Origin of the sequence: Halogeometricum rufum (assembly GCF_900112175.1) — an archaeon.
Classification (GTDB): Archaea; Halobacteriota; Halobacteria; order Halobacteriales; family Haloferacaceae; genus Halogeometricum; species Halogeometricum rufum.
The window spans coordinates 752,149-777,896 of sequence record NZ_FOYT01000001.1 but is presented as its reverse complement, the minus strand read 5'-3'; the positions used below and the strand labels follow the sequence as shown (position 1 = coordinate 777,896).

At 71.5% G+C, this 25,748-nt stretch carries 30 protein-coding genes and 1 tRNA gene; 9 read left to right on the top strand and 22 right to left on the bottom strand.

Features of this window, described 5'->3' with window-relative positions:
• Positions 1 to 2: 2 nt before the first annotated feature.
• Both BM310_RS04045 and BM310_RS04040 read right to left on the bottom strand, forming a co-directional pair.
• Positions 3 to 1,676: a cobyric acid synthase gene (locus BM310_RS04045; protein ID WP_089804854.1), complete on the bottom strand. Its 1,674-nt coding sequence runs from the start codon at positions 1,674 to 1,676 to the stop codon at positions 3 to 5.
• A complete protein-coding gene (locus tag BM310_RS04040; protein ID WP_089804852.1) occupies positions 1,676 to 2,383 on the bottom strand; it encodes a cob(I)yrinic acid a,c-diamide adenosyltransferase in 708 nt (235 codons plus the stop codon). Before BM310_RS04040 ends, BM310_RS04045 begins: the two co-directional genes overlap by 1 nt.
• On the opposite strand from BM310_RS04040, the gene BM310_RS04035 reads away from it, so the two are divergent.
• Positions 2,382 to 3,719 carry a hypothetical protein gene (locus BM310_RS04035; protein ID WP_143105103.1) on the top strand — a complete coding sequence of 446 codons (1,338 nt, stop codon included), beginning with the start codon at positions 2,382 to 2,384 and terminating at the stop codon, positions 3,717 to 3,719. The genes BM310_RS04040 and BM310_RS04035 overlap by 2 nt on opposite strands.
• A 35-nt stretch (positions 3,720 to 3,754) precedes the next feature.
• Here BM310_RS04035 and BM310_RS04030 read toward each other — a convergent pair whose 3' ends face one another.
• From BM310_RS04030 to BM310_RS03980, 11 genes are all read right to left on the bottom strand, one after another.
• Entirely contained in the window at positions 3,755 to 5,065 is a 1,311-nt protein-coding gene (locus BM310_RS04030) for a cobyrinate a,c-diamide synthase (protein WP_177232580.1), read from the bottom strand.
• A gap of 51 nt (positions 5,066 to 5,116) precedes the next feature.
• Positions 5,117 to 5,896 (bottom strand): adenosylcobinamide amidohydrolase, encoded by a 780-nt coding sequence (locus tag BM310_RS04025; protein ID WP_089804846.1) that lies wholly within the window; start codon positions 5,894 to 5,896, stop codon positions 5,117 to 5,119.
• Entirely contained in the window at positions 5,893 to 6,918 is a 1,026-nt protein-coding gene (locus BM310_RS04020) for an aminotransferase class I/II-fold pyridoxal phosphate-dependent enzyme (protein WP_089804844.1), read from the bottom strand. Before BM310_RS04020 ends, BM310_RS04025 begins: the two co-directional genes overlap by 4 nt.
• Positions 6,908 to 7,894, bottom strand: a complete 987-nt coding sequence (locus BM310_RS04015; protein ID WP_089804842.1) for a nicotinate-nucleotide--dimethylbenzimidazole phosphoribosyltransferase — start codon at positions 7,892 to 7,894, stop codon at positions 6,908 to 6,910. Before BM310_RS04015 ends, BM310_RS04020 begins: the two co-directional genes overlap by 11 nt.
• Positions 7,885 to 8,445 carry an NTP transferase domain-containing protein gene (locus tag BM310_RS04010; protein ID WP_089804840.1) on the bottom strand — a complete coding sequence of 187 codons (561 nt, stop codon included), beginning with the start codon at positions 8,443 to 8,445 and terminating at the stop codon, positions 7,885 to 7,887. The genes BM310_RS04015 and BM310_RS04010 overlap by 10 nt, the downstream gene beginning before the upstream one ends.
• The gene (gene cobS, locus BM310_RS04005) at positions 8,445 to 9,197 is read right to left on the bottom strand and encodes an adenosylcobinamide-GDP ribazoletransferase (RefSeq protein WP_089804838.1); all 753 of its coding nucleotides are present in this window, start codon (positions 9,195 to 9,197) and stop codon (positions 8,445 to 8,447) included. The genes BM310_RS04010 and cobS overlap by 1 nt, the downstream gene beginning before the upstream one ends.
• The gene (gene cbiB / locus BM310_RS04000) at positions 9,188 to 10,111 is read right to left on the bottom strand and encodes an adenosylcobinamide-phosphate synthase CbiB (protein WP_089804836.1); all 924 of its coding nucleotides are present in this window, start codon (positions 10,109 to 10,111) and stop codon (positions 9,188 to 9,190) included. The genes cobS and cbiB overlap by 10 nt, the downstream gene beginning before the upstream one ends.
• Positions 10,102 to 10,761 carry an HAD family hydrolase gene (locus BM310_RS03995; protein ID WP_089804833.1) on the bottom strand — a complete coding sequence of 220 codons (660 nt, stop codon included), beginning with the start codon at positions 10,759 to 10,761 and terminating at the stop codon, positions 10,102 to 10,104. Before BM310_RS03995 ends, cbiB begins: the two co-directional genes overlap by 10 nt.
• Before the next feature lie 48 nt (positions 10,762 to 10,809).
• Positions 10,810 to 11,721: a DNA-3-methyladenine glycosylase family protein gene (locus tag BM310_RS03990; protein WP_089804831.1), complete on the bottom strand. Its 912-nt coding sequence runs from the start codon at positions 11,719 to 11,721 to the stop codon at positions 10,810 to 10,812.
• A gap of 136 nt (positions 11,722 to 11,857) precedes the next feature.
• Complete coding sequence (locus BM310_RS03985; RefSeq protein ID WP_089804828.1) at positions 11,858 to 13,057, bottom strand: M24 family metallopeptidase; 1,200 nt, start codon at positions 13,055 to 13,057, stop codon at positions 11,858 to 11,860.
• Positions 13,058 to 13,149: 92 nt separating this feature from the next.
• Positions 13,150 to 13,590, bottom strand: a complete 441-nt coding sequence (locus BM310_RS03980) for a DUF5789 family protein (protein WP_089804826.1) — start codon at positions 13,588 to 13,590, stop codon at positions 13,150 to 13,152.
• Positions 13,591 to 13,702: 112 nt separating this feature from the next.
• Between BM310_RS03980 and BM310_RS03975 the strand changes: the two genes are divergently transcribed.
• On the top strand, positions 13,703 to 14,185 hold the full coding sequence (locus BM310_RS03975) for a peroxiredoxin family protein (protein WP_089804824.1): 483 nt from the start codon (positions 13,703 to 13,705) through the stop codon (positions 14,183 to 14,185).
• Between the two features lie 92 nt (positions 14,186 to 14,277).
• Positions 14,278 to 14,484, top strand: a complete 207-nt coding sequence (locus tag BM310_RS03970; RefSeq protein ID WP_089804822.1) for a TOBE domain-containing protein — start codon at positions 14,278 to 14,280, stop codon at positions 14,482 to 14,484.
• 250 nt (positions 14,485 to 14,734) lie between these two features.
• Here the strand turns inward: BM310_RS03970 and BM310_RS03965 are convergent.
• A tRNA-Tyr gene (locus tag BM310_RS03965) sits at positions 14,735 to 14,808 on the bottom strand.
• A 110-nt stretch (positions 14,809 to 14,918) separates the two neighbouring features.
• Here BM310_RS03965 and BM310_RS03960 point away from each other — a divergent pair.
• The 3 genes from BM310_RS03960 (at position 14,919) to ftsZ (ending at position 17,144) form a co-directional block, all read left to right on the top strand.
• Positions 14,919 to 15,548 (top strand): double zinc ribbon domain-containing protein, encoded by a 630-nt coding sequence (locus BM310_RS03960; protein ID WP_089804820.1) that lies wholly within the window; start codon positions 14,919 to 14,921, stop codon positions 15,546 to 15,548.
• A gap of 206 nt (positions 15,549 to 15,754) precedes the next feature.
• Positions 15,755 to 15,934 (top strand): ribbon-helix-helix domain-containing protein, encoded by a 180-nt coding sequence (locus BM310_RS03955; protein ID WP_006056364.1) that lies wholly within the window; start codon positions 15,755 to 15,757, stop codon positions 15,932 to 15,934.
• A gap of 4 nt (positions 15,935 to 15,938) precedes the next feature.
• Entirely contained in the window at positions 15,939 to 17,144 is a 1,206-nt protein-coding gene (gene ftsZ, locus BM310_RS03950; protein WP_089804818.1) for a cell division protein FtsZ, read from the top strand.
• A 91-nt stretch (positions 17,145 to 17,235) separates the two neighbouring features.
• On the opposite strand, the gene ncsA is transcribed toward ftsZ, so the two are convergent.
• On the bottom strand, positions 17,236 to 18,204 hold the full coding sequence (gene ncsA / locus BM310_RS03945) for a tRNA 2-thiolation protein NcsA (RefSeq protein WP_089804816.1): 969 nt from the start codon (positions 18,202 to 18,204) through the stop codon (positions 17,236 to 17,238).
• A 103-nt stretch (positions 18,205 to 18,307) separates the two neighbouring features.
• Here ncsA and BM310_RS03940 point away from each other — a divergent pair, with 103 nt between their 5' ends.
• Positions 18,308 to 18,952, top strand: a complete 645-nt coding sequence (locus BM310_RS03940) for a DUF7095 family protein (RefSeq protein ID WP_089804814.1) — start codon at positions 18,308 to 18,310, stop codon at positions 18,950 to 18,952.
• Between the two features lie 27 nt (positions 18,953 to 18,979).
• Here BM310_RS03940 and BM310_RS21215 read toward each other — a convergent pair whose 3' ends face one another.
• A complete protein-coding gene (locus tag BM310_RS21215; protein ID WP_177232523.1) occupies positions 18,980 to 19,144 on the bottom strand; it encodes a hypothetical protein in 165 nt (54 codons plus the stop codon).
• A gap of 126 nt (positions 19,145 to 19,270) precedes the next feature.
• Here BM310_RS21215 and BM310_RS03935 point away from each other — a divergent pair, with 126 nt between their 5' ends.
• On the top strand, positions 19,271 to 19,486 hold the full coding sequence (locus BM310_RS03935) for a zinc ribbon domain-containing protein (RefSeq protein WP_089804812.1): 216 nt from the start codon (positions 19,271 to 19,273) through the stop codon (positions 19,484 to 19,486).
• Between the two features lie 33 nt (positions 19,487 to 19,519).
• Here BM310_RS03935 and BM310_RS03930 read toward each other — a convergent pair whose 3' ends face one another.
• From BM310_RS03930 to BM310_RS03920, 3 genes are all read right to left on the bottom strand, one after another.
• The gene (locus BM310_RS03930; RefSeq protein WP_089804811.1) at positions 19,520 to 20,323 is read right to left on the bottom strand and encodes a class I SAM-dependent methyltransferase; all 804 of its coding nucleotides are present in this window, start codon (positions 20,321 to 20,323) and stop codon (positions 19,520 to 19,522) included.
• Positions 20,324 to 20,368: 45 nt separating this feature from the next.
• Positions 20,369 to 21,913, bottom strand: coding sequence for an endonuclease/exonuclease/phosphatase family protein (locus BM310_RS03925; RefSeq protein WP_089804809.1), 1,545 nt, complete (start codon positions 21,911 to 21,913; stop codon positions 20,369 to 20,371).
• A gap of 91 nt (positions 21,914 to 22,004) precedes the next feature.
• Positions 22,005 to 22,880 carry a deoxyribonuclease IV gene (locus BM310_RS03920; protein WP_089804807.1) on the bottom strand — a complete coding sequence of 292 codons (876 nt, stop codon included), beginning with the start codon at positions 22,878 to 22,880 and terminating at the stop codon, positions 22,005 to 22,007.
• Between the two features lie 123 nt (positions 22,881 to 23,003).
• Between BM310_RS03920 and BM310_RS03915 the strand changes: the two genes are divergently transcribed.
• Positions 23,004 to 23,534 (top strand): peroxiredoxin family protein, encoded by a 531-nt coding sequence (locus BM310_RS03915; protein WP_089804805.1) that lies wholly within the window; start codon positions 23,004 to 23,006, stop codon positions 23,532 to 23,534.
• Here the strand turns inward: BM310_RS03915 and BM310_RS03910 are convergent.
• The 3 genes from BM310_RS03910 to BM310_RS03900 form a co-directional block, all read right to left on the bottom strand.
• Positions 23,531 to 24,358, bottom strand: coding sequence for a lipoate--protein ligase family protein (locus tag BM310_RS03910; protein ID WP_089804803.1), 828 nt, complete (start codon positions 24,356 to 24,358; stop codon positions 23,531 to 23,533). The two genes, BM310_RS03915 and BM310_RS03910, sit on opposite strands and share 4 nt — an antisense overlap.
• A gap of 37 nt (positions 24,359 to 24,395) precedes the next feature.
• Positions 24,396 to 25,118: an SDR family NAD(P)-dependent oxidoreductase gene (locus tag BM310_RS03905; RefSeq protein WP_089806999.1), complete on the bottom strand. Its 723-nt coding sequence runs from the start codon at positions 25,116 to 25,118 to the stop codon at positions 24,396 to 24,398.
• An 81-nt stretch (positions 25,119 to 25,199) separates the two neighbouring features.
• Positions 25,200 to 25,559: a hypothetical protein gene (locus BM310_RS03900; protein WP_089804801.1), complete on the bottom strand. Its 360-nt coding sequence runs from the start codon at positions 25,557 to 25,559 to the stop codon at positions 25,200 to 25,202.
• Positions 25,560 to 25,748: the final 189 nt, after the last annotated feature.

The window sequence follows — 25,748 nt, the reverse complement described above, 5'->3', positions numbered from 1 at the left end:
CCTCAACCGTCGCCGAGGCCGACCGGTCCGAGGTCGAGGCGGGCGACGAGGGCGGCCGCGCGGTCGTACGGCGAGTCGTCGTCGCCGCCTCGTTCGGGACGCGGTGAGTCCGCGGCGTCGAACAGGTGGTCGCAGAAGGCGTCCCTGACGCCGTCGTTCTCGAACAGGCCGTGCAGGTACGTCCCGACGACGCGGCCGCGGGCGACGCCGAGCGACGCGCCGTCGCGGCCGTCGGCGGCGAACGGCGTCGTGAGCCCCGATTCCTCTCCGTTCTTCGCCGTCTCGACGACGCGCGTCCGGCCCGTGTGAATCTCGTAGCCCGAGACGCGGCCCTCGAACCCGGCGAACGGTCCGACGCCGTCGAACCGCCACGCCACGGGCGCGACGCGCTTGTCCTCGGCGAACGTCGTCTCGACCGGGAGCAGGCCGAAGCCGGGGCGTTCGCCGCCCCCGCGGACGCTCTCCGCGCCGACGTTCAGGAGGCGTTCGCCGAGCAGTTGGTAGCCGCCGCAGAGGCCGACGACCGGCCCCGAAAAGGCGCTGAGTCGGTCGTGCAGGCCCGCCTCGCGGCAGGCGCGCAGGTCGTCGGCGGTGTTCTTCGACCCCGGGAGGACGACGGCGTCGGCGTCCGCGAGGTCGGCGTCGAGCGGAACGTACGCGACGCGGACGCCGGGTTCGGCCGCCAGCGGTTCGAGGTCCGTCGCGTTCGAGACGCGGGGGAGGCGCGGGACGGCGACGGTGACTGTGGCGTCGGTCCCGCCCCCGCCGCCGGACGCGTCTCCGGAGGTCCCCGCGACGGCCCGTTCGCCCGCCGTCGGGAGGGCGACGCTGTCCTCCTCGGGGAGTCCGGGGTCGTCGTACGGAAGGACGCCGAGGACGGGGACGCCCGTCCGGTCCGCGAACGCGTCGAGGCCGGGCGTCAGAATCGACTCGTCGCCGCGGAACTTCGTCACCACCGCGCCGACGACGCGTTCGCGCACGTCCTCGGGGACGAGTTCGAGCGTGCCGACCAGCGAGGCGAACGCGCCGCCGCGGTCGATGTCGGCGACGAGAATCACGTCGGCGTCGGCGAAGCGCGCCGTCTCGACGTTCGCCAGGTCGCGGTCGTGGAGGTTTATCTCCGCGATGGACCCCGCGCCCTCGGCGACGACCACGTCGTGTCGCTCGGCGAGTCGCGCGTGGGCCGCCGCGGCGGCGTCGCGGGCGCGGTGCCAGCCAGCCTCGTAGTAGTCGCTCGCGGCGTGGTTCCCGGTGGGGCGGCCGTTCACGACCAACTGCGACTCCCCCTCGCCGCGGGGTTTCAGGAGGACCGGGTTGTGGTCCGTCGTCGGCGTCACGCGGGCGGCGCGGGCCTGCGCGTACTGGGAGACGCCGATTTCGCCGAACGCGTCGCCGGTGCGCGCGGTGTCGGCGGCGTCCGCGTCCGTGTCCGGGTCCGAACGACCGCCGCCGGCGACGGCCGGCGCGACGGGCACCGCGCGGGCGTTGTTGCTCATGTTCTGCGCCTTGAACGGCGCGACGCTCACCCCCCGGTCGGCGAGCAGTCGGCAGAGGCCGGCAGCGACGGTGCTCTTGCCGACGTGACTCGCCGTGCCCGCGACGAGGAGCGTCCGCGCGCCGCCGGCGTCGCCGTCCTCGTCTCCGTCGCGTTCCGAACCGGACGCGCCGTCGCCCATCAGTACTCGGTTCCCTTCCGCGCCCGCGTCCCGGCGTCGAACGGGTGCTTGACCTTCCGCACCTCGGTCACCAGGTCGGCCGCGTCGAGGAGGAACGTCGGCTCCTCGTGGCCGCCGGTCAGCACGAGTTCGAGGTCGGCGGGTTTCGATTCGACCAGTTCGAGGAGTTCGTCCTCGGCTACCAGCCCCATCTCGACGGCGTACAGCACCTCGTCCAGCACCAGCATGTGGACGCCGTCTTCCGGCGGGCCGTCGAGGGGGAGCGGTGCCGTCAGGTCCGCCTCGCCCGCGGCGTCGACCAGTTCCGTCGTCCGCTCGAACGCCGCGCGCGCCTTCGCCGCGTGTTCGTCGTCGTCGGAGCCGTCCATGAGGCCCTTCCAGCCGTAGTGACCGGTGTTCTCGTGGGAGATGCCGGGGAGGGCCGCGATGGCGTTGTACTCGCCGCGCACGTCCTCGACGGAGTCGGCCCCGCCCTTCATGAACTGGAGGAGGTGGACGCGGTAGCCGTGGCCCGCGGCGCGGAACGCCATCCCCAGCGCGGCGGTGGTCTTGCCCTTGCCGTCGCCCCACCACGCCTGCACGAGACCGAACTCGTCGGGCGCGGCGGGTTCGATGTCGGCCGCCGCGGGCGAGACGCCGCCGCCGGGCGTGTTCCGTCGCGTCTCCGCGGGCGAGTCGGGTCGCTCGTCGCTCGTGCCGTCGCTCATGGGTGACGCTTCGCGCGGGCGGACAAGAAGGCGACGAGTTCTCAGACGCTGTCGAACCGGACCGGTTCGTCGGCGTCCCACGAGAGCGACGGCGACGCCCGACCACCCCGCGTGCCTCGTCTTCCTCCTGCGGAACGCGAGCGACGTCGGCAACACGTTTCGACTGGACGAGACGCCGCCGTTCGGCCGCGGCGGGAGCATCGGCCGCGGGCCGCGGGGCAGCGACGACGAGTCGCTCCGCGACGCGGGCTACCGGACGGACCTCGTACTGGCGCCGACGGCGGACCACGACGTCGTCCGCCGGGTGCCCGACTACGAACTCGCCGACGACGGGACGTGGCGACTCGCCGCGCCGAAGCGGGAGGTGTGGCTCCCGGAACGTCTCCGCCTCGGTCCGAGGGAGTGGATTCGCGGCGAGTACGTTCTGTTGGGCCGCCCCGAGGGGACGCGGTACGGCCGCCCGACCGGTCGGTACGACTTCTCGTGGCGCGACGGCGGGTTCGGCCTGACCGTCTGGGACGCCGAGTCGCCCGGCCCCGAGGGCGAGTCGCGGTTCGCGGGCGCGTCCGTCCCGCCCCTCCGAGAGTCCGTCGGGTGGTTCCACGAGGCGGACGCGGCGACGACGACGTACGTCCGGCCGAGCGCGGAGCGCATCTCGCTCCCCGGACGGGTCGACTTCGAGTTCGTGAACCACTCGCGGGGGCGCGTCGAGTGCGGCCACTGGAACCTGTACAAACTGCACGACGGCGAGTGGTTCCACGTCGCGCCGCGAATTCACACCTCCGACTGCCGCGTCCTCCCGCCGGGGGCGACGAAGTCGTTCCCGCTCCGGGCGTTCCACGGGGCCGCCGTCCCGTGCGACGACGAGGGCCTCGACGCGGGGCACCTCGGCGGCGGCCGGTACGCGATGGTCGCCGGCTACGGCGACGAGACGGACGCCACCGCCGCACTGGTCGAGATAGACGCCGCCCCCGCGTCGGTCGAACCGACGGCCGACGTGACGGCCGAACGCGACGGGGCGACGGTGACGGTCACGTCGCCGCGGTACGGCGACGACGAACACCCGCCCGACGCGACGGTGACGGCGACGCGCGTCGACGCCGCGGAGACGGTCCGACTGGTCGAACAGGTGATGCAGTCGGGCGGGTTCGCCGGCGGCCTGCGCGGGATACGGAACACGGTGCCGTTCTTCGAGTCCGGCGTCGAACGCGTCGTCCTCCGGACGGACGACCACGCCGCCGACGGCGTCGTGGGGCACGAGTCGACGACGCGGCGACTCCGCATCGACGGGACGGCGTACGAGTTCGCGGTCGAACGCGCCGGCGAGTCGAACTAGCGGCGACAAGAGCGAGCGACCGCCGGACGGACCGACTACCGCCGCGCCGACTCGACGAACGCGTCGAACGCGCCGGACTCGGCGTGGAAGTGCGCGTAGGTGCCGACCGTCCGATGTTCGAGGAGGCCGTCGTTCGCGCCGTCGACGCCCGCGCCGCGGACCACCTCGAACGCGTAGCGGGCGTCGGGGGCGGCCGTCGCCGCCGAGTAGTGGAACTCGTGGCCGCGGACCGTCTCCCCCGCGGATGCGACCGGCGAGTCCCGGCGGGCGCGGAGTCCCACGTGGTCGAGGGCGACGGGCCGGTCCGTGAGGGTCGTCGAGACGGGGAGGACGCCCGCCATCTCGTGGTCGTCGCCGTCGGCCGTCGTCAGCGTCTCGCCGAGGACCATCGTGCCGCCGCACTCGCCGACCACCGGCAGGCCCTCGGCCGCCCGGTCGGCGATGGACGAGAGGGCGGGCGCGTCGGCGATGGCGGCGGCGTGGCGTTCGGGGTAGCCGCCGGGGAGGTAGACGGCGTCGCAGTCGGGCAGGTCGTCGCCCGCGACGGGGGCGAACGGTTCGACCGTCGCCCGCGCGGCGAGGCGTTCGCGGACCGACGGGTAGACGAACTTGAAGGCGTCGTCGGTGGCGACGGCGACGGTGACGTCCGTCGGGTCGGCGGGGCGGTCCGGCGGCGCGTCCACGCGCGGCCGGCGGGCGAGGCGAAGGAGTTCGGCGGTGTCGACGTGTCGCGCCGCCGCGTCGAGGGCGTCCTCGTCCACCGGGGCCTCGTCGCCGCCGTGGAGGCCGAGGTGTCGCTCCGGAACTTCGAGGCCGTCCAGCGGCGGCGTCCGGCCGACGTAGTGCATCTCGACCGGGATGGCGTCCGCGATGCCCTGTTCGTGCCTGCCGCCGCGGGCGCGGGCGGCGAGGAGGCCCGCCACGTCGACGTCGTAGTCCATCCGGTCGGCGTAGGCGCGGAACCCCAGCGCCGTCGCCGCGACGCTCTCCATCCCGGCGGCGGCGTCGACGACGAGGACCACCGGCAGGTCGAGTTTCGCGGCGACGGCGGCGGTGCTCACGTCGCCGTCGTACAGCCCCATCATCCCCTCGACGACGCAGACGTCGCCGTCGCGCGCGCCGCGGGCGTACGTCCGCTTCAGGCCGTCGTCGTCGGCCAACCACGGGTCGAGCGTGCGCGACGGCGTCTCCAGAGTCGCGGCGTGGTGACTGGGGTCGATGAAGTCGGGGCCGGCCTTCGCCGCGACGGGCGTGCGCCCCTCGCGTTCGAGGGCGCGACAGACCGCGAGCGTGGCGACGGTCTTGCCCACGCCGGAGGCCGTCCCGGCGAGGACGACGCCGGGCAGGTCGGCCGGCACCGGTGCGTCGGTCATCGTCCGCCCCTCGTCGCGTCGCCGCTAAAGCGCTTCGCCGTCGTTCTCGTCGGTGAGAATCGAGACGGCCGCGCTGTCGTCGGTGACGACGCCGTGCGCGGCGTCGGCGACGGAGTCCGGAACCGCGTCGTCCGACGCTCCGTAGCGGGCGTCGAGCGACGCGCAGAGGGCGTCGCGGACGCACGCGCGGACCGCCGACCCGACCTCCGTGGCGCTTCCGGAGTACGGCGTCGCCTCGCCCGCCGGGTCGCAGGCGGCGACGACGGCGTCCGTCGTCGTCCCCGGAAAGCCCGTCCGCGAGAGGAGGGTCGCCGCCTTCGCCTCCGCGGCGACGGCGACGAGGTTGGCGAGTGCGCCCGCGTCGAGGGCGCGCGTCGTGCCGACGAACACGTTCACCGTCCCCGCGTGCGGGCCATCCTCGGTCGCGTCGGGACCGTCGTCGGTCGGGTCGACGGCGCGGACCGGCGCGTCCCGCGCGGACTCGGCCACCGGAAGCGCCGCGGGGTTCGACACGCCGGCGGTGACGACGGCTTCGACGGGGCCGAGGCGGGCGCGGCGGGCGTGCCGCATCGAGACGCCCGTGAGGAGGGTCGGGCCCCGTTCGTCGAATCCCGCGGCGTCGAGGCGGCGTTCGACGTAGCCGTCCACGTCCATCTCGTCCCAGCCCTCGGGGACGCTCACGTTGTACGCGACGGGTCCGACCGACGCGCCGCCGGCGTGACCCGTCGAGAGCCACCGCGTCTCCGGGCGGGCGAGTCGCAGGACGCCGTCGCGGACGGTCGACTCGAAGACGGGGTCGGTCACGGGAACGACAGGAGCGCCTCCACCAGGTCGTCGTTCTCGTCGGGGCGGCGGACGGCCACCCGGACGTGCGAGTCGAGCGTCTCGAACGTGCGCGCGTCGCGGAGGGCGAACCCGCGTTCGCGGGCGTGACGGAGGAGGGCGTCCGCGTCGCCGGCCGCCCCCTCGCCGGTCACGCCGAGGAGGAGGAACGGCGCGTCCGACGGGAACACCTCGAACCCGGCCGAGAGTCGGTCGCGCATCCGTTCGCGTTCCCGCCGGACGCGCGCCTTCGTCTCCGCCACGAACTCGGACTGGCGCATGCAGTGGGCGCCCACGTCCGCGGCGGGCGTCGAGAGCCCCCACGGCGGCCGCGCGGCGTCCAGTCTGTCCGCGAGTTCGCCGGTGGCGACGGCGAACCCCGCGCGGAGGCCCGGGAGCCCGAACATCTTCGTCAGCGACCGGGCGACGACGACGCCGGGTTCGCCCGCGAGACTCGGGTAGTCGGTGAAGTCGAGGAACGCCTCGTCGGCGACGAGGACGGTGTCCGCGGCGCGGCAGTCCGCGAGGTACGCGCGGAGTTCGTCGGGGTCGGACGCCTCGCCCGTCGGGTTGTTCGGGTTGCAGACGACGACGGCGGCGTAGTCGGCGGGGTCCGTCGCCAGTAGTTCGTCGTGGGCGACGGCGACGGGCGTCGCGCCCTGCAGTCTGACCTCGCGGTCGTACTCGCCGAAACTCGGTTCGGGGAGGAGGACGTCGTCGCCCGGGCCGACGGTGACGCCGAACGCGAGGCGGAGGGCGGCCATCCCGCCCGCCGTCGGCGTGACGTGGTGGGGGTCGCAGTCGACGTACTCGCCGGCGGCGACGCGGAAGTCGGTGTAGTCGTCGGGCGGGTAGCGGCCGGCGGCGGCGAACGCCGACTCGTACGCACACGCCGCGCCAGGCGGGCGTTCGGGGTTCGTGTTGGCGCTGAAGTCCACGAGGTTCACGTCGTCGGAACTGCCGTGCGGGACGCGCGACACCTCCGCGACGGCGTCAGGGTCCATAGTCTCCTCGGAGTCGGGAGAGCACATCAAGCGTTCCCTCCGTCACGTCCGCCAGCGACCCCGCCCGGTCGGCGAGGTGGAGTGCGCCGCCCATCGCCGCCCCCTCCTTGGCGACGCCGTCGGCGAACGCCGAGAGCGGGCCTGCGTCGTCGAAGCCGGGGTCGGTGACGACGAGGGCCACGTCGTGGGCGTCCGTCGCGTCGCGGAGTTCGGGCACGTCCGCCGCGAGGTAGGAGGTGGTCGCGAGCGTGAGTGGACCGAGGACGCCCGCGTGCCGGACGAGGGCGGCGACGGCGAGCATCTGCGTCCCGCCGCCGAGCGTCACGGCCGTCCCGGATTCGACGGCGCCCGCGACGAGTCCGCTCGCGGCGGCCAACACCGGGTCGCCGACGAACCGGACGGCGAGTTCGGGCGTGTGCGCCGCCTGCCCCGGCGCTATCTCCGAGGACTCGAACGCCGCCTCAACCACCCGTTCCTTCAGTTCGACGGGGTTCTCCGGCAGCGACGACGAGGTGGGCCACTCCTCGCCGAGGGCGCGGAGGACGGCCATCGCCGTCGTCGTCCCGCCGGGGATGGTCTCGCCGACGACGAGTTCGGCGTCGGGAATCGCGCGGCCGTACTCGCGGGCGGCGGCGAACGCGCCGGGGGCGGTCTGCACCGGGTCCGCCTCGGCGATGTCGCGGCCGGGTGTCGCGCCCACGGAGACGGTCGGCGCGCCCGTCGGTCGGGCGAGGCCGCCGTCCACGACGGTCACCTCGAAGCCGACCAGTTCGCGGGCGGCGCGGGTGACGGCGGCGGGCGTCGGACACCCGGACGGACTGACGGGCGTGACCGGCGCGCGGACGGTGTCGCCGTACACCAGAATCTCGGCGTCCGCGCTCGGCGTGTGGAGCAGGAGGTCACGCGTCGCGCCGGCGGCGCTGATACCGTCTCGCTCCGCCGTGCGGGTCGTCCCCGCGACGAGTATCAGTCGCACAGCGCCTCCGCGCGTTCGAGGTCCGTCGGTCGGTTCACGTTCACAGCGAGGCGGTCGTCGAACGTCAACTGCACGGTGTCGCGGTCGCCGGCGACGACGTTCAGTCCGGTCGGCGCGAGTTCCTCGCCGTCGCGTTCGAACGACGTGTCCACGGAGACGCCGAGGCGACGCTTCAGGGACGCGGGGACGCAGACGGTGACGGAGACGGCGTCGTCCGCCGCCGCCGTCGCTTCGTCGACGGCCGCGTCCACGTGGTCCGGTGCGAGGTGCGGCACGTCGGCGGCGACGGTGACGACCGGTCGCCCGACCGCTTCGAGCGCGTCGGTCAGGTCCGCGACGTAGCCCTCGCCGGCCGTCTCGACGACGGAGAGGCCTCGCTCGCGGACGTGCCGCGCCGTCTCGGGCGCCGCGGGGGAGACGACGGCGTGGACCGTCTCGACGCGACTGGCCGCGAGCGCCGCGGCGACGCGGTCCACCATCGGGTCGCCGCAGACGCGCACGAGCGGTTTCTCGGCCTCGCCGCCGAGGCGGGACCCCCGGCCGCCGCACATCAGAAGAGCGTCCACGCCACCACCCCCGCGTGGACGCCGGCGACGCGTCCGAGTTCGTTCGCCGCGCCGAGGACGTCGCCGCTGACGCCCCCGAGGTGGTTCTCGCTCCACCGACCGACCAGTCGCGCCGCGCCGACGGGCGCGAGTGCCGCGGCGACGACGGCCGCGACGCCCGTGACGGGCGCGACGAGGAGGAGAGGGAGGAGGGCGACGGCGACGGGGAGCAGGTTCGACGCGTCGTTCACGTCGAGCAGCGCCGACCCCATCCCCTCGTGGGCGCTCTCGCCCGTGCAGACGAGCGTCGCCATCCCCGTCTTCGCGCCGACTTCGGCCGCCAGCGCGAGGGCGAACGCGGTTCGGGGGAGCGTCCCCGCGATGCCGAGGGCGCCCAGTCCGAGGACGACCAGCGAGACGCCGAGTGCGAGCGCGCCGCCCACGCCGGTCTGGGAGTCCTTCAGCACCGAGCGCCGCGCCTCGGCGTCGCCGTGGACGGCCGCCGCGTCGCCCACGTCAGCGAGGCCGTCGGCGTGCGTGACGCCCGTGAGGAGGTACAGCGTCGCGAGATACAGCGCGGCCGCCGAGGGAACGGGCAGGGGGAGCAGGAGGGGGAGGGCGGCGAGGCCACCGACGAGGTAGCCGACGAGCGTGAACGCCAGCGGCGTGCGTCGGAACGCCTCCCACGACGCGTCGCCGCCGCCGACGGGGAGTCGGGTGAGGAAGACGACGCCGCCGCGGAGTGCGGTCAGGACCACGCGACCACCCCCGCGAGGGCGAACGCGAGCAGTCCGGCCCGGTTCGTCACCCGGACGGCCTGCATCGCGTCGGCGGTGGTCGGCAGGCGCGTGTCCGCCGCGTCCGAGGCCGGGTCGAGGTCGTAGACGCCCGGCTTGACGAGTCGCGCCGGCAGCACCGCCGCCATCGTCGCCATCGGCCACCCGGAGTTCGGCGACGGCGGGCGGTGCGCGAGCGTCCGAACCCGCGGGGAGAGCGGCAGGGAGAACTCGGCGACGGCGACGGCCAGGAGCGCCGCCGCCAGTCGCGCCGGGAGCCACATCACGGCGTCGTCCAGTCGGGCGGGCGCCCACCCGACCGGGTTCGTCCGGTAGCCGAACATCGAGTCGAGCGTGTTCACGCCCTTCACCCACGCCGCGGCCGCCGCGGCGAGGGGGACGGAGACGGGCGCGCAGACGGCGAAGGCGGCGAGCGGAGCGACCAGTCCGTCCGCGAGGTTCTCCGCGGCGCTCTCGACGGCCGCCGAGCGGACGTGCGCGGCGTCGAGCGTCGACGCGTCGCGCCCGGCGAGTGCGCGCAACGCCTCGCGGGCGGCGTCGAGGTCCGTCTCGGCCGCGCGGGTCACCTCGCGGACGGCGTCGAGCAGCATCCGGAGGCTGGTCGTCGAGAAGAGGACGAGACCCGCGAGGAGCGCACCGCCCCACGGCGAGAGCGTCGCGCCGGCGGCGACGACGCCGGCCGCGAGGCCCGCGAACCCGAGGGGGACGAGACCGGCGAGTGCGACGCCGACGAGTCGCGGGTGCGACCACGACCGGTCCGCGTGCGAGAGGAGGCGTCCGAGGAGGGCGACGGGGTGGACGCGCGCCGGCGGTTCCGCGACGGCGAGGTCCAGTCCGGCCGCGACGGCGACGGCGACGGCGGCGGTCAGGGGCACGGCCCGTCCTCCGACAGGTCGCCGAGCGACTCTCCGCGTCGAAGCGCGTCGGCGACGGCGTCGAGGCCCGCCTCGGTCACGTCGACGAACCGGCCGCCCACGTCGGCGACGCCGCCGTCCGTCGCCGGGTCGTCGCCGACGTGGACGAGGGACGCGGCGTCGACGGCGAGGTGACCGGCGAGCGTCTCGAACGCCTCGGGGTGGGGTTTGCGCCACCCGCAGGCGACGCTGGACACCGTCGCGTCGAACGCGCCCCGGTCGAGGTCCGAGCGGATGAGCGTCCGCGCGACGAGTTCGGGGACCGAACAGTTCGAGAGGAGGCCGACGGGCCCCCGGTCGGCGGCGGCGGTCACGGCGGCGACGGCGCCCGGACGAGTCCGAACCGCGGGGTCGAACGCCGCGACGACGGCGCGGCGGGGGGCGTTCGCCGGGGCGTCGACGCCGCGGGAACGGAGGGCGGCCGAGACGTGCGCCGGGAGGGGCACCTCGGCGCCGGCGGGCGCTTCCACGTGCGTCTCCGCGTAGGCGGCCGCCCAGTCGTCCGGGACGGCGACGCCTCTGTCGCGGAGTTCGTCCCCGACGGCCGCCGCGGGGTCCGCCGGGCGGTCCACGGCGACGAGCGTTCCGAACAGGTCGAACGAGGTTGCCACTACGCTTGGATCGGTGAAAGTAGACTTGAATATGCCGGACGCCCGCCCTCAGTCGGCCGCCGCCGTCTCGCGGTCGCCGCGCAGGGCCGCCCGCACGCGGAGGTAGTGCGCCCAGTACCCCCGGTAGTCGCCGTAGCGGTCGGCCAGTCGGCGCACGTCCTCGGCCGTCGGGTCGGCGAGGCCGTACGCGTCGCCGACGGCGGTCCGGAGTCGGGGGTCGGCCGCCGGCAGGACGGACGGCCGGCCGAACCCGCGGAGCGTGACGAACGCCGCCGACCGCGGACCGAACCCCGGGACGGCTTCGAGTCGAGTCCGCAACGCGTCCGTCGGGCGTTCGCGCAGGTCCGCGGAGAGGAACGCGTCGGCGGCGGCGAGCACCGACTCGGCGCTCCGGTCGTCGACCACGGCGTCGCCGACGGCCTCCGGTCGACTGCGGACCATCGCGGGCGTCGGAAACAGCGAGACGCGCGCGCCGTCGACGGCCGCGACGCGACCGAGAGCGCGGACGAGCGCATCCCGGCGGCGGGCGGCGACGGACCGCGGCCCGCGCCGCGAGAGGGCCGCCCAGCACGCCGCCGCGAACGGGGTCGGAAAGCGGACCGGGTGGTGACCGAACAGGTCCGCGACGACGTCGGCCATCGCCTCGTCGCCCGACGCAGTCTCGTACATCGGGCCGAGGTCGTCCGAGAGCGACAGGCGGGCGTCGAGGTGGTCCGCGACGGCGTAGCCGTCGCCCGGCGCGTCCAGCCAGTCGACGTGCGCGCGAACCGCGTCCGGGCCGTCGGCGGAGACGGTGGCGACGAACGGTTCGGGCGCGAACCCGCCGGTGACGACGCCGCCGTCGCGACGGCGCGACCCCGCCGCACAGGGCGCACCGCAGTCGAGGAACGCCGCCGACAGGGAGAACTCGAACGGCGCCGTCGCCGGGAGGACGAGCGTCGTGTCCGCGGTGAGTGACATACCGGCCGGTGGGAGAGCGCGGGTATGAACCTCGGCCAAGGGCGGAGTGAAAGTGAAGGGAGCGGCGAAAGTGAAGCCGGCGCGGGACGGTGACGACCGGCAGGACGTTAGACGGCGACCGACCCTACTGGACGGCCTACCTGATGACGTTCGACTCCAGGTCGCGCGGGTAGAACGTCAGCATCTCCGTGCCGGTGTCGGTGACGGCGACGGTGTCGGAGTGGCGGTAGCCCGCCTCCTCGGTGTAGAGGCCGGGTTCGATGGTGTAGACGTGCCCGGGCGCCATCGTCGCGTCCGCCTCGGTCATCTCGGTGTGGTCGGACCCGCAGTGGTCGGCCCACCCGGTGTCGATGTACGGCGGTTCGTGGCCGCCGAGGCCGATGTTGTGCCCGACGTGGTGTTGCGCCAGGTCGGCGACGCCCTGTTCCTCGAAGTAGTCGTTCACCTGTTCGTCGACGTAGGCGATTTCGACGCCGGGACCGAGGGCGTCGATGGCGATGGTCTGCGCCTCCAGCATCACCTCGAAGTAGTGGGCGTCGTCCGGCGAGGGGTCGCCGACGAACATCGTGCGCTCGAGTTCGGAGTGGTAGCCGTCGACGTTGGCCGTCGCGCCGGTGACGATGACGTCGCCCTCCGAGAGCCGTTCGTTCGGCGTGTGGCCGTGCGGGAGGGCCGTCTCCTCGCCGCTGATGTATCCCGCGTTGACCGGGCCGCTACCGCGAACGCGGACGGAGTAGCGGTCGCCGAGGGTGTCGAGCATCGCGCGCGACGCCTCCGTCGAGGCGCGTTGGGAGACGGTCGCCGGGTGCGCGCCCGCCTCGGTGTAGTCTGCGAGGTACCGGTGGCCGAGGTTGGCCCACTTGGCCGACTCGCGTATCAGGTCCACCTCGGCGTCCGTCTTCTCCCAGCGCATGCGCGTCACCCACGCCTGCGTCTCCACCTCGACGAACTCGGAGAGCGCCGGCCCCTCGTAGCCCATCACGCCCGGCGCGCCGTCGGCGTCGGCGACGACGGCGTCGACGCCGCGTTCGTCGAGCATCGCCGCCGCCGTCCGGATGGGGTCGCCGCCGGGGTAGTCGAAGTAGTGGTGGACGGCGTCGATGCGGGGGTTCTCCTGCACGCGTTCGACCTCCAGACGGGGGACCGTTATCTCCACGCGGCCGTCGGTGACGGCGAGGACGACGGGGCGTTCGGTCTGGATGTGGTGGAAGCCGGTGAGGTACTCGATGCTGGTCGCGTCGAACCAGACGGCCGCGTCCGCGTCGGTGTCGGCCAGTCGGCCGCGAATCGCGTCGAGACGCGTCGAGAACTCCGATGGAGGAAGTTTCGTTGCCATACCGCAAGACGCGGTTCTATCACCTTTATTCCTCAGGAGGCGGCCAGTCGCGTGGTGGAGTGACTCGCGGACGGCGACCGGGCGGACTCGGCCTATCGCTCCTCGGGCGGGTCGCGCCGTTCCGCGTCGTCGTCCGCCGCCACGTCGTCCATGATGGCCTCTCCGTCCACGTCGTTCCGGGGGGCGTCGCCCTCCGCGCGGTCGAGTGCCCCGAGGTCGCGTTCCTCGTTGTACTCCTCGTCGCCGCCCGCGTCACCGGTCACCGCGCCGTAGACGGCCTCTCGAACCTGCTCGGGGTTCTCGTACTCCGCCTCGTCTTCGAGGCGGTCGAACACGGACCCGAGCGACTCCGTCTCGTTCGGCATGTCGAGCGGTTGGTCGGCGTACTCCTCGGCGAGTTCCTCGGAGCGGACGGGGAACTTCTGCTCGTCGCGCACGAGCGACTCCGTCTCGTCGAGGATGCTCTCGACGTGTTCGGCGCGTTCGTGCTTGCGGTCCGACGCGCGGTCGAGGTCGCGTTCGTCGCTCGGCATGGGTGAGCGTGGGGTCGGAGCGCGGAAAGGCGTGATGGGCGTTTCCCCGTCGTGTGCGCCCGCCGTCGGACCGCCGTACGGTTATCCGCGAACCCCGCGTCCGACGGAGTGCATGAATATGGAAGGCACCGAAGCCCCGGATTTCACGCTGCAGAGTACGGACGGCGAGGAGCGAACGCTGTCGGACACCCTCGACTCGGGTCCGACCGTCGTCCTCGTCAACCGCGGCCACTGGTGCAGTTTCTGCGCCGAACAGTTGCAGACGTTCTCGGAGGTGGCCTACGACCTCTGGTTTCACGACGGCGTGGACGTCCTCCCCGTGGTCACCGACTCCCTCGGACCGGTGACGGAGATGCGCGACCGGTACGACCTCGACGTGCAGCTGCTGGCCGACCCGGACGGCGACGTGGCCGAGGCGTACAGCGGAACCGAACGGACGAGCCACGGGCTGACGGGCGTCGCCGCGACGTACGTCGTAGACGAGGACGGCGTCGTACGGTACGAGCAGGTCGCAGACCACCCGGCCGACCGGACGTACGGAAACTGGATCCGCTACTTCGTCCGACAAAACTTCGAGGACCCGTTCGCGAACTGAACGCGCGCGGCGACCCGCCGACGCCTTCGCGCGAGCGACGAGTGACCACGGCTAACGACGCAGCTATCGTGTCACCGTGCGTAGAGGAGTGCATGGCGCTGAGCGCACGCAACAACCTGCACGGAACGGTACAGTCGGTCGAGACGGACGGCCTGATGGCCGAAGTCGTCGTCGAAGTCGGCGACGGCCAGTCCGTGACGGCGATAATCACCAGCGGGTCGGTCGAGCGACTCGGTATCGAGGCGGGCGACGAGGTGGACGCCGTCGTGAAGGCGACCGAAGTGATGATCGAGAAGTAGACCCTCACAGCAGACCGGCGTCCGACACTGACCCGGGACAGATACAGTCAGATAATTCTATATTTTTCTTCGCGCACGGGAGCGACGGCGGGCGTCGGTGACGGAATCGAGTCGAGATAGGGAAGGAAGTCCGCTCTCCCCGATTTGAAGCGAGGGAGACTCGCTTCGCTCGCCTCGCTGCCTCCCGTTCGCTTCGCTCACGGGAGCGGGGGACAAGCCGAAATCTCCCGGTGTCGAGACAGTGAGAAAGTCCGCTCTCCCCGATTTGAACGGGGGGCAAGCCGATCTACAGTCGGCTGCTCTACCAGGCTGAGCTAAGAGCGGTCACTCAATCGTAGCCTACCGCCCGGTTTAAGAATTATCAATTCGTATCGCGGGGCACGAGCGTCAGACGCGTGGGAAGATTAAAATAGACCTGTGAAAATATGTAGGTGATGAGTAAGATAACGTTCCGCGCCGACGACGAACTCGTCGAGCGACTGGAGGGACTGGACACCTCCAAGAGCGAGGTGATGCGCGACGCACTGCGCGTCTACCTCGACGAAGCGGAGCGTTCGACCGAAACGGACGACGCCAGCGAAGCCGACGAAACGAGCGAAGCCGGCGAAACGGCCGAAGCCGGCGAGGGAGACACCATCGACGACGTGTTACAGTCACGGGTGGACGAACTCGTCACCGAACGCGTCGACGCCCTCCTCGCGGACCGGTTCGGCGCAGTCGGACGGTCCGCGCCCGCACCGGCGCGCGACGTAAACGTCAACATCTCCGTCGAGGGGTCGACGGACGAGACGGCCGTAAACGCGGCCGAAGAGCAGTCTCGGCGCGAGTCCGCCGTTCGTAAGACACGAGAGGAGACGGCGGCCGCGGACGCGCATACGCAGGACAAGTCCTGCGAGAAGTGCGGCGAGGAACTGGACGCAGACGACGTGTACTGCGCGAACTGCGGCGAGAAGGCGACGCACCGCGTCTTCTGTGAGTGCGGCGACGAGGTGCGTTCGGACTGGGCGTTCTGCCCCGGGTGCGGTCGTCGGACGTCGGCCGCGGACGTGCTCGAACGAAGCTGACCGCTCGAAGCGTCCGTATGCGGGAGATGCGGTCAGTGTCTTACACCCGCCGTTACATTTATATCATGTCGCTCTGTGGTAACTCTCGCGTAAGACGGTTGTCTTACACACCGTTCGGAGGGGGGTGATGTCGCCTCTGTCCGGCGATTTCGGTGTGTAAGACGCTCGCACGAATCGTGCGCGCCGTCTTACCGGGGGAATGCACAATGGAGCGTGTGACACTACGAATTCCGAAGCAGCAGATCGAGGAAGTCGAGCGCATGGTCGAAACCGGGGAGTTCCCGAACCGGTCCGAAGCGATTCGGTCCGCCGTGCGTGAGATGTTGAACGAGCAACAGGTCGAGGGGCGCGAGTCCTCTACCAAGCGCGGCTGGGCCAAGGTGTAAGACGATGCAGGATATCGTCCGAGAGGCCATGGAGCGCGACGAGGCCGAGAAGCGCGACGCCGAGGCGAAAGGCGACGAGGACGAGTTCGGGAACCCCCGAATCGTCATCGTCGGCGCCGGCGGCGCCGGCAACAACACCGTCAACCGCCTCTACAACATCGGCGTCGACGGTGCGGAGACGGTGGCCATCAACACCGACAAACAGCACCTGAAGATGATCGAAGCCGACACGAAGATTCTGGTCGGCAAGTCTCTCACGCAGGGACTCGGTGCCGGTGGCGACCCGTCGATGGGCGAGCGCGCCACCGAGATGGCGCAGGGGACCGTCAAAGAGGTCCTCGGCAACGCCGACCTCGTGTTCGTCACCGCCGGCATGGGCGGCGGGACGGGGACCGGTGCGGCACCCGTCGTCTCGAAGATAGCCAAAGAGCAGGGCGCCATCGTCGTCGGCATGGTCTCGACCCCGTTCAACGTCGAGCGCGCGCGGACGGTGAAAGCCGAGGAAGGGCTGGAGAAACTCCGTAACGAAGCGGACTCCATCATCGTCCTCGACAACAACCGTCTGCTCGACTACGTGCCCAACCTCCCCATCGGGAAGGCGTTCTCCGTGATGGACCAGATCATCGCGGAGACGGTGAAGGGCATCTCCGAGACCATCACCCAGCCGTCGCTCATCAACCTCGACTACGCCGACATGTCTACCATCATGAACCAGGGCGGCGTCGCGGTGATGCTCGTCGGCGAGACGCAGGACAAGAACAAGACACAGGAGGTGGTGAACGACGCGATGAACCACCCGCTCCTCGACGTGGACTACCGCGGCGCGTCCGGCGGCCTCGTTCACATTACGGGCGGCCCCGACCTCACGCTGAAAGAGGCCGAGGGCATCGCGAACAACATCACCGAACGGCTCGAAGCCTCCGCGAACGTCATCTGGGGCGCTCGCATCCAGGACGAGTACAAGGGGAAAGTCCGCGTCATGGCCATCATGACGGGCGTCCAGTCGGCACAGGTGCTCGGCCCCTCGACGCAGAAGCAGGCGGACAAGTCGCGTCAGAGCATCGAGGGCGCGCCGTCGAGCTTCGACTCCGGCGGGAGCGGGCAGAGTCGTTCGCAGCAGAGCACGTCTTCGGTCAACGGGTCGTGGCAGTCCGACGGCGGCCGCGACCAGTCCGAACAGAAGAACAACGGTCTCGACGTCATCCGGTAGACGAAGCGCGGGCGGTTTCCGCTCGCCTCGAACCGTGTATCTCCACTTCGGTCTTTTTTCACGTCTTCGAGCGGCGGCGAACGCACCGCCGTCAGACGGCCCGAATCGACTCGAGTAGCCGGCACTTCCGGCAGACGTCGCGCGCCGTCTTCGACCCGCAGCGTTCGCAGTCGTTCAGGTCCACGTCGTCGTCGCCGCCGCGGTAGCGGTCGGCGGCCATCTCCGCCACCTCCTCGTACCCCGACATGATGGAGTGGCGGGTACCGGGGTGGCGGTCCTCCAGGTCGAGCATCAGTTCCTGAATCTCGCCGCGGAACGCCTCGGAGGCGTGCGGGCACTCCGTGATGTGCGCCGGGAGGTCCTTCAGGTGCGCGTACAGGGCGACTTCCTTCTCGGGGATGTCGCGGAGGGGTTTCGCCCGCGGGACGAAGTCGTCCGTGGGGTTGCGTTCGTCGAACGGGCCGAGACTCGCGTCGAAGTGCTTGGCCATCTGCTTGACGTCGCCTTCGAGGACGTTCATCAGGGCCGTCTCCGCCTCGTCGTCGAGGTTGTGGCCCGTGAGCAGTTTGTCCGCGCCGAACTCCTCGGCGTAGTTCTCCAACAGGTCCCGCCGGAAGACGCCGCAGTACGCGCAGGGAGCCATGTTCTCGGGGTCCTCTCGCGCCACGTCGTCCATGCGGACGCCGAACTCCTCCTCGTAGGTGACGAGTTCGTGGCGCATCTGCAGGTCCGCGGCGAGTTCGACGCAGGCGTCGACGCTCTCGTCGCGGTAGCCCTCGATTCCCTCGTGGATGGTCAGCGCCATCATCTCGATGCGCGGGTCCTTGCCGAACGTCTCGTCGAGGATGTGGGTGAGTACGACGCTGTCCTTCCCGCCGGAGAGGCCGATGACCCAGTGTTCGGGGTCCTCGGGCGTCGCGTCCCGCGGGACGAGGCTGTCCTTGCGAATCCGACCGCGGACGCGCTTCTCCACCGAGGCGCAGAAGTGGTTCTCGCAGAGGTGGGCCCCGGAGTACCCCGCGTGCATCACCGCGTCCCGGTCGCACTTGTCGCACTCCATCACCACACGCTTACCCGCCGGAACGAATACGGGTTTCGTCTCTCGGTCGCCCTTCGCTCGCCCTGTCGAAACCCGTTTGTCTCCCGAAGGCGGAGTCGGGGGTATGGAACGCGCCCGCGCCATCGACCGAGTGGAGGCGATTCTCGACGCCGTCGAGTCCGACCCGATGCCCGTCCCCGTCCGCGAGGTGTGGGTGTACGGCGACGTCGCCCTCGGACTCGACCCCATCGAACGACTCGACGTGTACGTCACGAAGGACCTCCTCATGCGCGGCGACGCCGAGGCCGGCGAGCGGTTCCGGACGTCTCACGGCGTGAAGGGCGTCGGCAAGAGCGTCTCCGCCGAGTGGGCCGACGCCCACTCCGAACACCTCCGCGCGAACGCGAACGGCTACGCCGCCCCCGAGAAGTGTCTGGCCGCGCACCTCCTGCCCGAGGAGGAACCCGTCCACCTCGAAGTGTGCAACGCCTCCTTCGAGGACAACGTCCGACAGCGGTTGAAGGGCGCTATCGACCGGGACGCGTACGAGCAGATTCTCGACCCGCGCGGCGTCTGTCTGTACGCCGACGGCCAGCGCTCGGAGTCCGCGCTGGAGAAACTCCGCACGGGCGAACTCGTCTTCCCGACGCTCCCGGAGGCGTTGGAGATGCTGGGGATGGAGGAGGAGTCCGCGTCGGTGGCGGCCGACGCCGTCCGCGACTACCGCGCCTCCCAGACGGGTGCGACGGTTCGCGGCGACGTGGTGTGAGAACGGGCGCGCCGGCGGCGAGTCGCGCTACCGACGGCGGCGGCGGCCCTCCTCCTGTGCGGTGCGCTCTGCCGTCGCGCGGTCCATCGTCTCGGGGTCGTTCGTCTCGTCCTCGATGAGGGCGTACAGCACCAACGGCGCGCCGAGTGCGAGGAGGGCGAACACGACGACGAACGCGGCTTCCGTGACCATACGCGACCCACGGCCCCCGGACGCCTCAGCGTTACCCCGCGAGTATCCCGTCCGTCCCAGTTGTCACGATATTCGAGTGACTAACCCGGAAAATTACACGTCGTCGCCGCGTCAGCGTGAGACTGCATGAGCCACGAACCCCGCGACGGTGACCGCGGATGTCCGAAGTGCGGTCACACCGAGACGGAGATGGACAGCATCGCGACCAGCGGAACCGGCCTGTCGAAGTTCTTCGACGTACAGAACCGGAGCTTCACGGTCGTGACGTGCGCGAACTGCGGCTACTCGGAACTGTATCGACGGAGTTCCAGCGGCAACCTCGCGGACCTGTTCCTCGGGTAGTCGGCCTGTCCGCGGGACGGTCCCCGCAGGCAGTCAGTCGGTGACCCGTCCGACGACCACGTCGAACGGGACGACTTCGGCCCGCCGGTATCGACGCTCCTGCATCTGTTCGACGACGGACCGGCCCATCTCGCGCCAGTCGCGGTAGAGCGCGTCGTACTCGTCGTCGGACAGCGTCCGCCGGAGTTCGGTCTCGTGCGACGCCAACCCCGCACCGCTGGCTTTCCGCGCCGCGTCCTCCAGTTCGAGTTCGTCGTACGGCGGTTCGGTCACCTTCCGGTGGAAGTACCGGCGCGTCCGCACGTCGCGCAGGCCCGCCGCCTCGAAGATGTCGGGCAGTCGGTCGCCGAGTGCCACGTCCGTCCGGACGCCCGCCATGTACGACTCCCGGACGGAGCGCTCTAGCGCCACCTCCGCGGAGACGGTCGAATCGACGCCGACGGCGGCGTTGTCGGGTTCGACGGCGGCGACCAAGTCGTCGGAGACGCGCGCGAACGACTCGACGGCGGCCGCCGGGTCCGGCAGGTTCACCAGCAACGCCTGACACACCACGAGGTCGAACGCGTCGTCCGGGAACGGCAGACGCGTGGCGTCGCCGGCGACGACGGGGAGGCCCGTCGCCTCGCGCGCGACGCGGAGGAGTTCGGGGTCGGCGTCCAGACAGACCACTTCACCGGGCGACTCCGCGTCCAGTACCGCCGACAGTTCGCCGGTGCCGCACCCGACGTCGAGGACGCGCGACCGGTCGGACAGCGAGAGGTCCTGCAGGGCCTCGCGGGAGTCGTCCCACATCCCCTCGCGCGTCCGCCGCAGGTATTCGGGCGAGAACTTCCGCACGGTCGGCGTTCTCGGCCGACGGACAAAAGCGGCGCGGGTCGGCGCTCAACCGCGCCGCCGGAGGAGTTCGGCGACGCCGCCGAGGACGCCGACGGCGGCCGCGAGGGGGCCGAACCCCGGGGCGTCCGTCGGAGTCGACTCGCCGGGGGAGGCACGCGGCGACCCGTTCCCCGTCGCCGCCGGGTCGGAGCCGTTCGCGTCGACCGCACCCGCCGACTCGTTCGCGCCGGCCGCCGTCCCGTTCGCCGACCCGACCCCGCCAGACCCGGTTCCGGTGCCGTTCGCCGTCCCGTTCGACGCCGACTCCGCTCCGGTCGTCGTCTCTCCGGGCGCCGTCGCCGTCCCCGCCGTCTCGCCGCCCGTGCCGGTCTCGTTCGCTCGGGAGTCGGCCGCCGTCTCCCCGCCCGCCGTCGACCGGAGCGTGGCGACGACGCCGGCGTGGTCGGAGGGCCACAGTTCCCGCGCGTCGCCGTCGACGGTGGCGGTCAGACGGCTCTCGGCGTCGGCGCCGACCAACCGCGCGTCCGTCGCGGCGAACCCGTCGACGAGGACGTGGTCCAGACGCTCGTCCATCGACCCCGGGCCGTCCAGCGTCGTCGCCCGACAGCAGGTGAAGCCGTCGGCGTCCGGGCGGGCCGCGTCCCACGCGTCGGTCAGGTCCGCCGCGAGCGTCTCGTAGGCGCCGCCCCCGAACGCCGGCCCGTCGTTCAGGTCGCCGAGGAGGACCGTCGGGCCGTCGAGGGCGGCGAGGGCCGCGGCGAGTTCGTCGGCCTGCGCGCCGCGGACGCTCTCGGAGGCGGATTCGAGGTGGGTGTTGACGACGGTGAACGCCGCGTCGCCCGCCGTCGCGGCGACGACGCCGTACCCGCGTTCGACGTCGAGCGTTCGGTCGCCCGCGGGGACGGTCGTGGTCTCGTCGAACGCCGTCGCCGACGCGTCCGTCACCTCGACGTCGGCGTCCGCGCGAACCAGGACGGCGTCGCGGTCGGTGAGGCGCACGCTCGTCCGGTCGCCGTCGACGACGCCGGGGAACTCCGCGTCGGCGTTCGTCGTCACCTGCGCCACCTCGTAGGACGCGCCGGCGTCGTCGAGGGCGTCCGTGAGAGACGCGAGGAAGTCGAACGCGACGGCGTCGGCGTCGGGTTCGGAGGCGGCACCGCCGTCGTCGGGCGGGCCGGTCCGGACGAGTGCGGCCTCCTGAACGCCGACCACGTCGGGGCGCGTCCGAGCGAGTTCCGCGGCGACGGCGGCCATCCGAGCGGCGGGTGCGCTCCGTTCGATGTCGGCGTACAGGTCGCCGACGGTCCGCGCGAGTTCGTCGGTCGAAGACACGAGAAACAGCGAGAACAGGTTCGCGCCGAGGCCGAGATTGTACGTGGCGACGGTGAGTTCCGCGGACGCCGTCGGGCCGACGGCGGCGCGGTCGGTCCCGGGGGGTTCGGTTCCGGGCGATTCGGTCGCGGACGGGTCGGCCGCGCCGGCGGGAGACGGCAGGGTGAGGCCGAGGCCGGCGGCGACGCCGGCGCGGAGGGCGGACCGGCGAGAGAGGACCGCACGGCGGGTGCGGGCGGGACTGTCGCGGGAGGTCACGTGGCGAGGTTGCGCCTTCCCGGGTATGAACCTTCGTGCGTTCCGGTGCGAACGTCCGGCGACCGGAGCGCTCCGGCCGCGTCGGACCCGTTCAGGGCTCGTCTTCGCGGAGTTCCTTCACGCGGGCGATGTTCCACGCGAAGCCCTTGCCGTCCTCGGTGGGCGTCTCCAGCACCATGGGTACGTCCGCGAGGTCCGGGTGGTTGACGAACGCGCGCATCCCCTCCTCGCCGATGAGTCCCTCGCCGATGAGGGCGTGTTCGTCCTTGTTCGTCCCGCACTCGTGCTTGGAGTCGTTCAGGTGGACGCACCGGAGGTGTTCGAGGCCGACCACGTCGTCCAGTTCCGCGACCGTCTCCTCGACGGCGTCCGCCGTCGACAGGTCGTAGCCGGCGGCGAACGCGTGCGCGGTGTCGAGGCAGATTTCGAGGTCCTGTTCGGACTGTTCGAGGACGTACGCGAGGTGTTCGAAGTCGTCGCCCATCTTCGTCCCGCTACCCGCGTCGGACTCGATGAGGACGGTGACGCCGTCCGGGATATCGAGTTCGTCGAGGACGGAGACGGCGTTGTCGAGGCCCTGCTGTTCGCCCGCGCCGGTGTGCGCGCCGAGGTGGACGTTGACGTACTCGATGTCGAGCGTGTCGGCCATGTCGACCTCCGTCTGCATGGAGTCCAGGGACTTCCGCCGCAGGTCGTCCTTCGGCGTGCAGAGGTTCACGAGGTACGACGAGTGGATGACCCACGGGCCGTCGAGTTTGTCGGCCGTCTCCCGTCTGAACAGTTCGGCCTCGTCGTCGGAGATGTCGGGGTCCCGCCACACCTGCGGCGAGGTGGTGAATATCTGCCCGCAGTTGCCGCCGAAGGCGACCTGTCTGTGGACGGCGTTGGCGACGTTTCCGTGCGGTGGCGTCTCCTCGTCCGAGGAGACTTTCGAACTCGACATCGAGACGTGTGCTCCGACTCGCATGACAGACCGCAGGGAGTAGTCGCCTATAGTGACTTCGGACGGCGACGGCCGGTTGGTCGCGGCCGCGTCGAACCGCCGCGGGAGCTAGAAACGTTATTAACGCGCCCCCGCCACCGAAGAAGCATGTCTGAGGTGGGACTCGCGGTGGGGGAGACGGTTCCGGACGTGCGACAGGCATTGGTTCGGCCCGACGGGCGGACGGAGACGGTGCCGCTGTCGGAACTCGCCGCGGAGAAACCGGTGTTACTGAACTTTTACACGGCAGACTTCAGCCCCGACTGCATCTCCGAGTGGTGCGAGTTCCGCGACTTCGACTGGTTCGCAAGCGGCGAGGACGTACGGGTCGTCGGTGCGAGCAAGTCGGGACAGCGGTTCCACCGAAAGTTCATCAGCCAGTTCGACCTCGGGTTCCCGCTCTTCGCCGACACCGACCTCCGTCTCGCCGACGCGTTCGGCGTGCGGTACGAAGCGTTCCGCGTCTCCACCCGCGCGCGGCGGTCATGCTTCCTCGTCGACGGGGAGATGACGGTTCGGTACAAGTGGGTCGGAAACCACTGGCTGGACCCGACGCGCGACACGCCGCCGGTCGGCGAGATTCACGAGGCCATCGTCGACGAGTTGGGTCTCGCGGAGACGGAGACGTTCGGGTTCTAGCGCTCCCGGGGGTCCCGGCGGACCCAGTCGTCGGCGGCGTACTTCTCCGCGGCGCGTTCGCGCGCGCGGGACAGTTCGTCGTCCGTCCACTCGCCGACCGTCGCGTCGGCCCAGTCGGCGAGGGCGGACTCGACCGCCGCGACCGCCTCCTCGCGCGTCACGTCCGCGAACGCTGCGATGCCGCCGACGCGGGACTCGAACTCCTCGGGCGTCACGTCGTGGCCCGCGAACACGTCGAGGTGCGCCGCGGCCTTCACGACGTACGTGAGAGAGCCGTGCTGGACGACGGCGTCGTGCCGGCGGTACTGGGCGTTGCCGCTCACCTTCTTCCCCCCGGCCACCACGTCGTGCGCCGGGTGGAGTTCCCGCAGGTAACACGCCGGGTGCCATATCTCCGGCACCGACTCCGACACGTAGTCGGCGTCGACGCCGAGGCGGTCGAACGCGTCGAGAATCGGCGCGCACAGCAGGTGGTAGCTCTCCATCAGGTCGCCGGGCAGTTCGTCCTTCGGCGCGACGATGGAGTAGGAGACGTCGCCGTCGTAGTCGTGGTAGATGCCGCCGCCGCCGGTCTGCCGACGGGTGACGGTGACGCCCTCGCGTTCGCAGTGGTCCCAGTCGACCGTCTCGGGGTCCTGGTGGTAGCCCAACGAGAGCGTGCTGGGTTCCCAACGGTAGACCCGCACCGTTCGCGGGCCGCCGGCCGCGGCCGTCTCGGCGGCAATCTCGTCGAGCGCCATCTGCATCGGGCCGTCTCTGGCCTCCTCGCGTATCAGTCGCCACTCCCGGTCGGCAAGCGGGCCGCGCGCGCCGTCGTCGGTCATGTGACGGGGTACGGCGGAACCGCGGAAAGCGGTTTCGTCAGTCGAACGCGCGGCGAGTCACGAACTCGGGGAGGAGACGCACGAGGAGGGCGACGAGTCGCCACCGCCGGGTGACGTAGACGCGACTCCGGCCGGCGCGAATCGCCGCGTGGATCTGCGCGGCCGCCGTCTCGGGCGACGCCATCCAGAACGTCTCGCCCATCGCCATCTCCGTGTCGACGAACCCTGGAATCACGTCGGTCACGGTCACGTCCGCGTCCGCGGCGGCGGCGCGGGCGCGCAGACCGTCGAGGTAGCGCGAGACGAACGCCTTCGAGGCGTTGTACGCGGGCGCGACGGAGTTCCCGAAGAACTCCGCGACCGAGGAGATGCCGACGAGGTGGCCCGCGCCGCGCGACTCGAAGTGACCCATCGCCCACGTCGCGAGGGCGACGAACCCGCGGGCGTTCACGTCCACGGTGTCGCGTTCGGGGTCCCACGCCAACTCCCGGTTCTCGAAGCCGACGCCCGCCGAGAGGACGACGAGGTCGACGCCCCCCATCGCGTCGGCGAGGCGGTCCATCCGGTCGCGGGCCTCGTCGGGGTTCGACACGTCCATCCGCGCGACGAAGGACTTCGTGGGGAGGGAGTCGCCGAGCGATTCGAGTTCCGACAGGCGTCGGGCCGCGAGTCCGACTTCGTACCCTCCCTCGGCGAGTTCGCGGGCGAGGGCGCGGCCGATACCGGACGACGCGCCGACGACGACGGCAGTTCGTGTCACGTCGGCGGAGACGGCCGCGGGCGACATCAGTCGGTCGGTGGCGGTCGAGTCGGAAACGACCTCGGTCTCGGGCGCGACGGGTCACGAGAGGAGGCGGGAGACGAGGAGGAACAGGCGTCGGAGGTTCTTCCCGAGGGTCGTCTGGCCCTCGCTGTAGAGGACGATGTCGTCCTCCTCGCCGAGGTGAATCTCGACGGACCGGCCGCGGTCCTTCACGTCGGCCATCTTGACCGCGCGGACGCTGGTGAGGGGGACGACCATGTAGCGGTAGTCCTCGTCGGCGATGTCGGCGTTGCAGTGCTTCCCGTAGACGTGCAGGCTGTTCTCGGTGAGGCCGATTTCGTAGCCGATGTACTGCATCCCGGCGACGTTCGCCCCGGCGCGTTCGCCCTTCACCTTCGCTCGCAGTTGGTCTTCCCTGACCTCGATTCCGTCCACCATCGTGCGATGATTTTCGACGGGCGGTATAAACGTGGCCCCGTCGCGGCGAGGCGGCGGCGAGACAGTGAGCCGACGCGAGGCGGAAGGGAAGCGGGGACGACCCGAGGGCGGGCCGGTCGTTCCCCGCGGTCGGTTGCCGGTTCGCCACCCGTCGGCGAACCGTACGTTCGGTCGGCAGAGAGTGACAGA

Excerpts from the sequence above, each read along its gene's own strand:
- BM310_RS03920 (WP_089804807.1), bottom strand. The coding sequence starts at position 22,880 with ATGCGAGTCGGAGCACACGTCTCGATGTCGAGTTCGAAAGTCTCCTCG.
- BM310_RS03910 (WP_089804803.1), bottom strand. The coding sequence starts at position 24,358 with ATGACCGACGACGGCGCGCGCGGCCCGCTTGCCGACCGGGAGTGGCGA.
- BM310_RS21215 (WP_177232523.1), bottom strand. The coding sequence starts at position 19,144 with ATGGTCACGGAAGCCGCGTTCGTCGTCGTGTTCGCCCTCCTCGCACTC.
- BM310_RS03975 (WP_089804824.1), top strand. The coding sequence starts at position 13,703 with ATGAATATGGAAGGCACCGAAGCCCCGGATTTCACGCTGCAGAGTACG.
- BM310_RS03960 (WP_089804820.1), top strand. The coding sequence starts at position 14,919 with ATGAGTAAGATAACGTTCCGCGCCGACGACGAACTCGTCGAGCGACTG.
- BM310_RS04040 (WP_089804852.1), bottom strand. The coding sequence starts at position 2,383 with ATGAGCGACGGCACGAGCGACGAGCGACCCGACTCGCCCGCGGAGACG.
- ftsZ (WP_089804818.1), top strand. The coding sequence starts at position 15,939 with ATGCAGGATATCGTCCGAGAGGCCATGGAGCGCGACGAGGCCGAGAAG.
- BM310_RS03915 (WP_089804805.1), top strand. The coding sequence starts at position 23,004 with ATGTCTGAGGTGGGACTCGCGGTGGGGGAGACGGTTCCGGACGTGCGA.
- BM310_RS04045 (WP_089804854.1), bottom strand. The coding sequence starts at position 1,676 with ATGGGCGACGGCGCGTCCGGTTCGGAACGCGACGGAGACGAGGACGGC.
- BM310_RS04020 (WP_089804844.1), bottom strand. The coding sequence starts at position 6,918 with ATGGACCCTGACGCCGTCGCGGAGGTGTCGCGCGTCCCGCACGGCAGT.
- BM310_RS03980 (WP_089804826.1), bottom strand. The coding sequence starts at position 13,590 with ATGCCGAGCGACGAACGCGACCTCGACCGCGCGTCGGACCGCAAGCAC.
- BM310_RS03955 (WP_006056364.1), top strand. The coding sequence starts at position 15,755 with ATGGAGCGTGTGACACTACGAATTCCGAAGCAGCAGATCGAGGAAGTC.
- BM310_RS03900 (WP_089804801.1), bottom strand. The coding sequence starts at position 25,559 with ATGGTGGACGGAATCGAGGTCAGGGAAGACCAACTGCGAGCGAAGGTG.
- BM310_RS03935 (WP_089804812.1), top strand. The coding sequence starts at position 19,271 with ATGAGCCACGAACCCCGCGACGGTGACCGCGGATGTCCGAAGTGCGGT.
- BM310_RS03940 (WP_089804814.1), top strand. The coding sequence starts at position 18,308 with ATGGAACGCGCCCGCGCCATCGACCGAGTGGAGGCGATTCTCGACGCC.
- BM310_RS04035 (WP_143105103.1), top strand. The coding sequence starts at position 2,382 with ATGGGTGACGCTTCGCGCGGGCGGACAAGAAGGCGACGAGTTCTCAGA.
- BM310_RS04010 (WP_089804840.1), bottom strand. The coding sequence starts at position 8,445 with ATGTGCGGCGGCCGGGGGTCCCGCCTCGGCGGCGAGGCCGAGAAACCG.
- BM310_RS03990 (WP_089804831.1), bottom strand. The coding sequence starts at position 11,721 with ATGTCACTCACCGCGGACACGACGCTCGTCCTCCCGGCGACGGCGCCG.
- ncsA (WP_089804816.1), bottom strand. The coding sequence starts at position 18,204 with ATGGAGTGCGACAAGTGCGACCGGGACGCGGTGATGCACGCGGGGTAC.
- BM310_RS03970 (WP_089804822.1), top strand. The coding sequence starts at position 14,278 with ATGGCGCTGAGCGCACGCAACAACCTGCACGGAACGGTACAGTCGGTC.
- BM310_RS03985 (WP_089804828.1), bottom strand. The coding sequence starts at position 13,057 with ATGGCAACGAAACTTCCTCCATCGGAGTTCTCGACGCGTCTCGACGCG.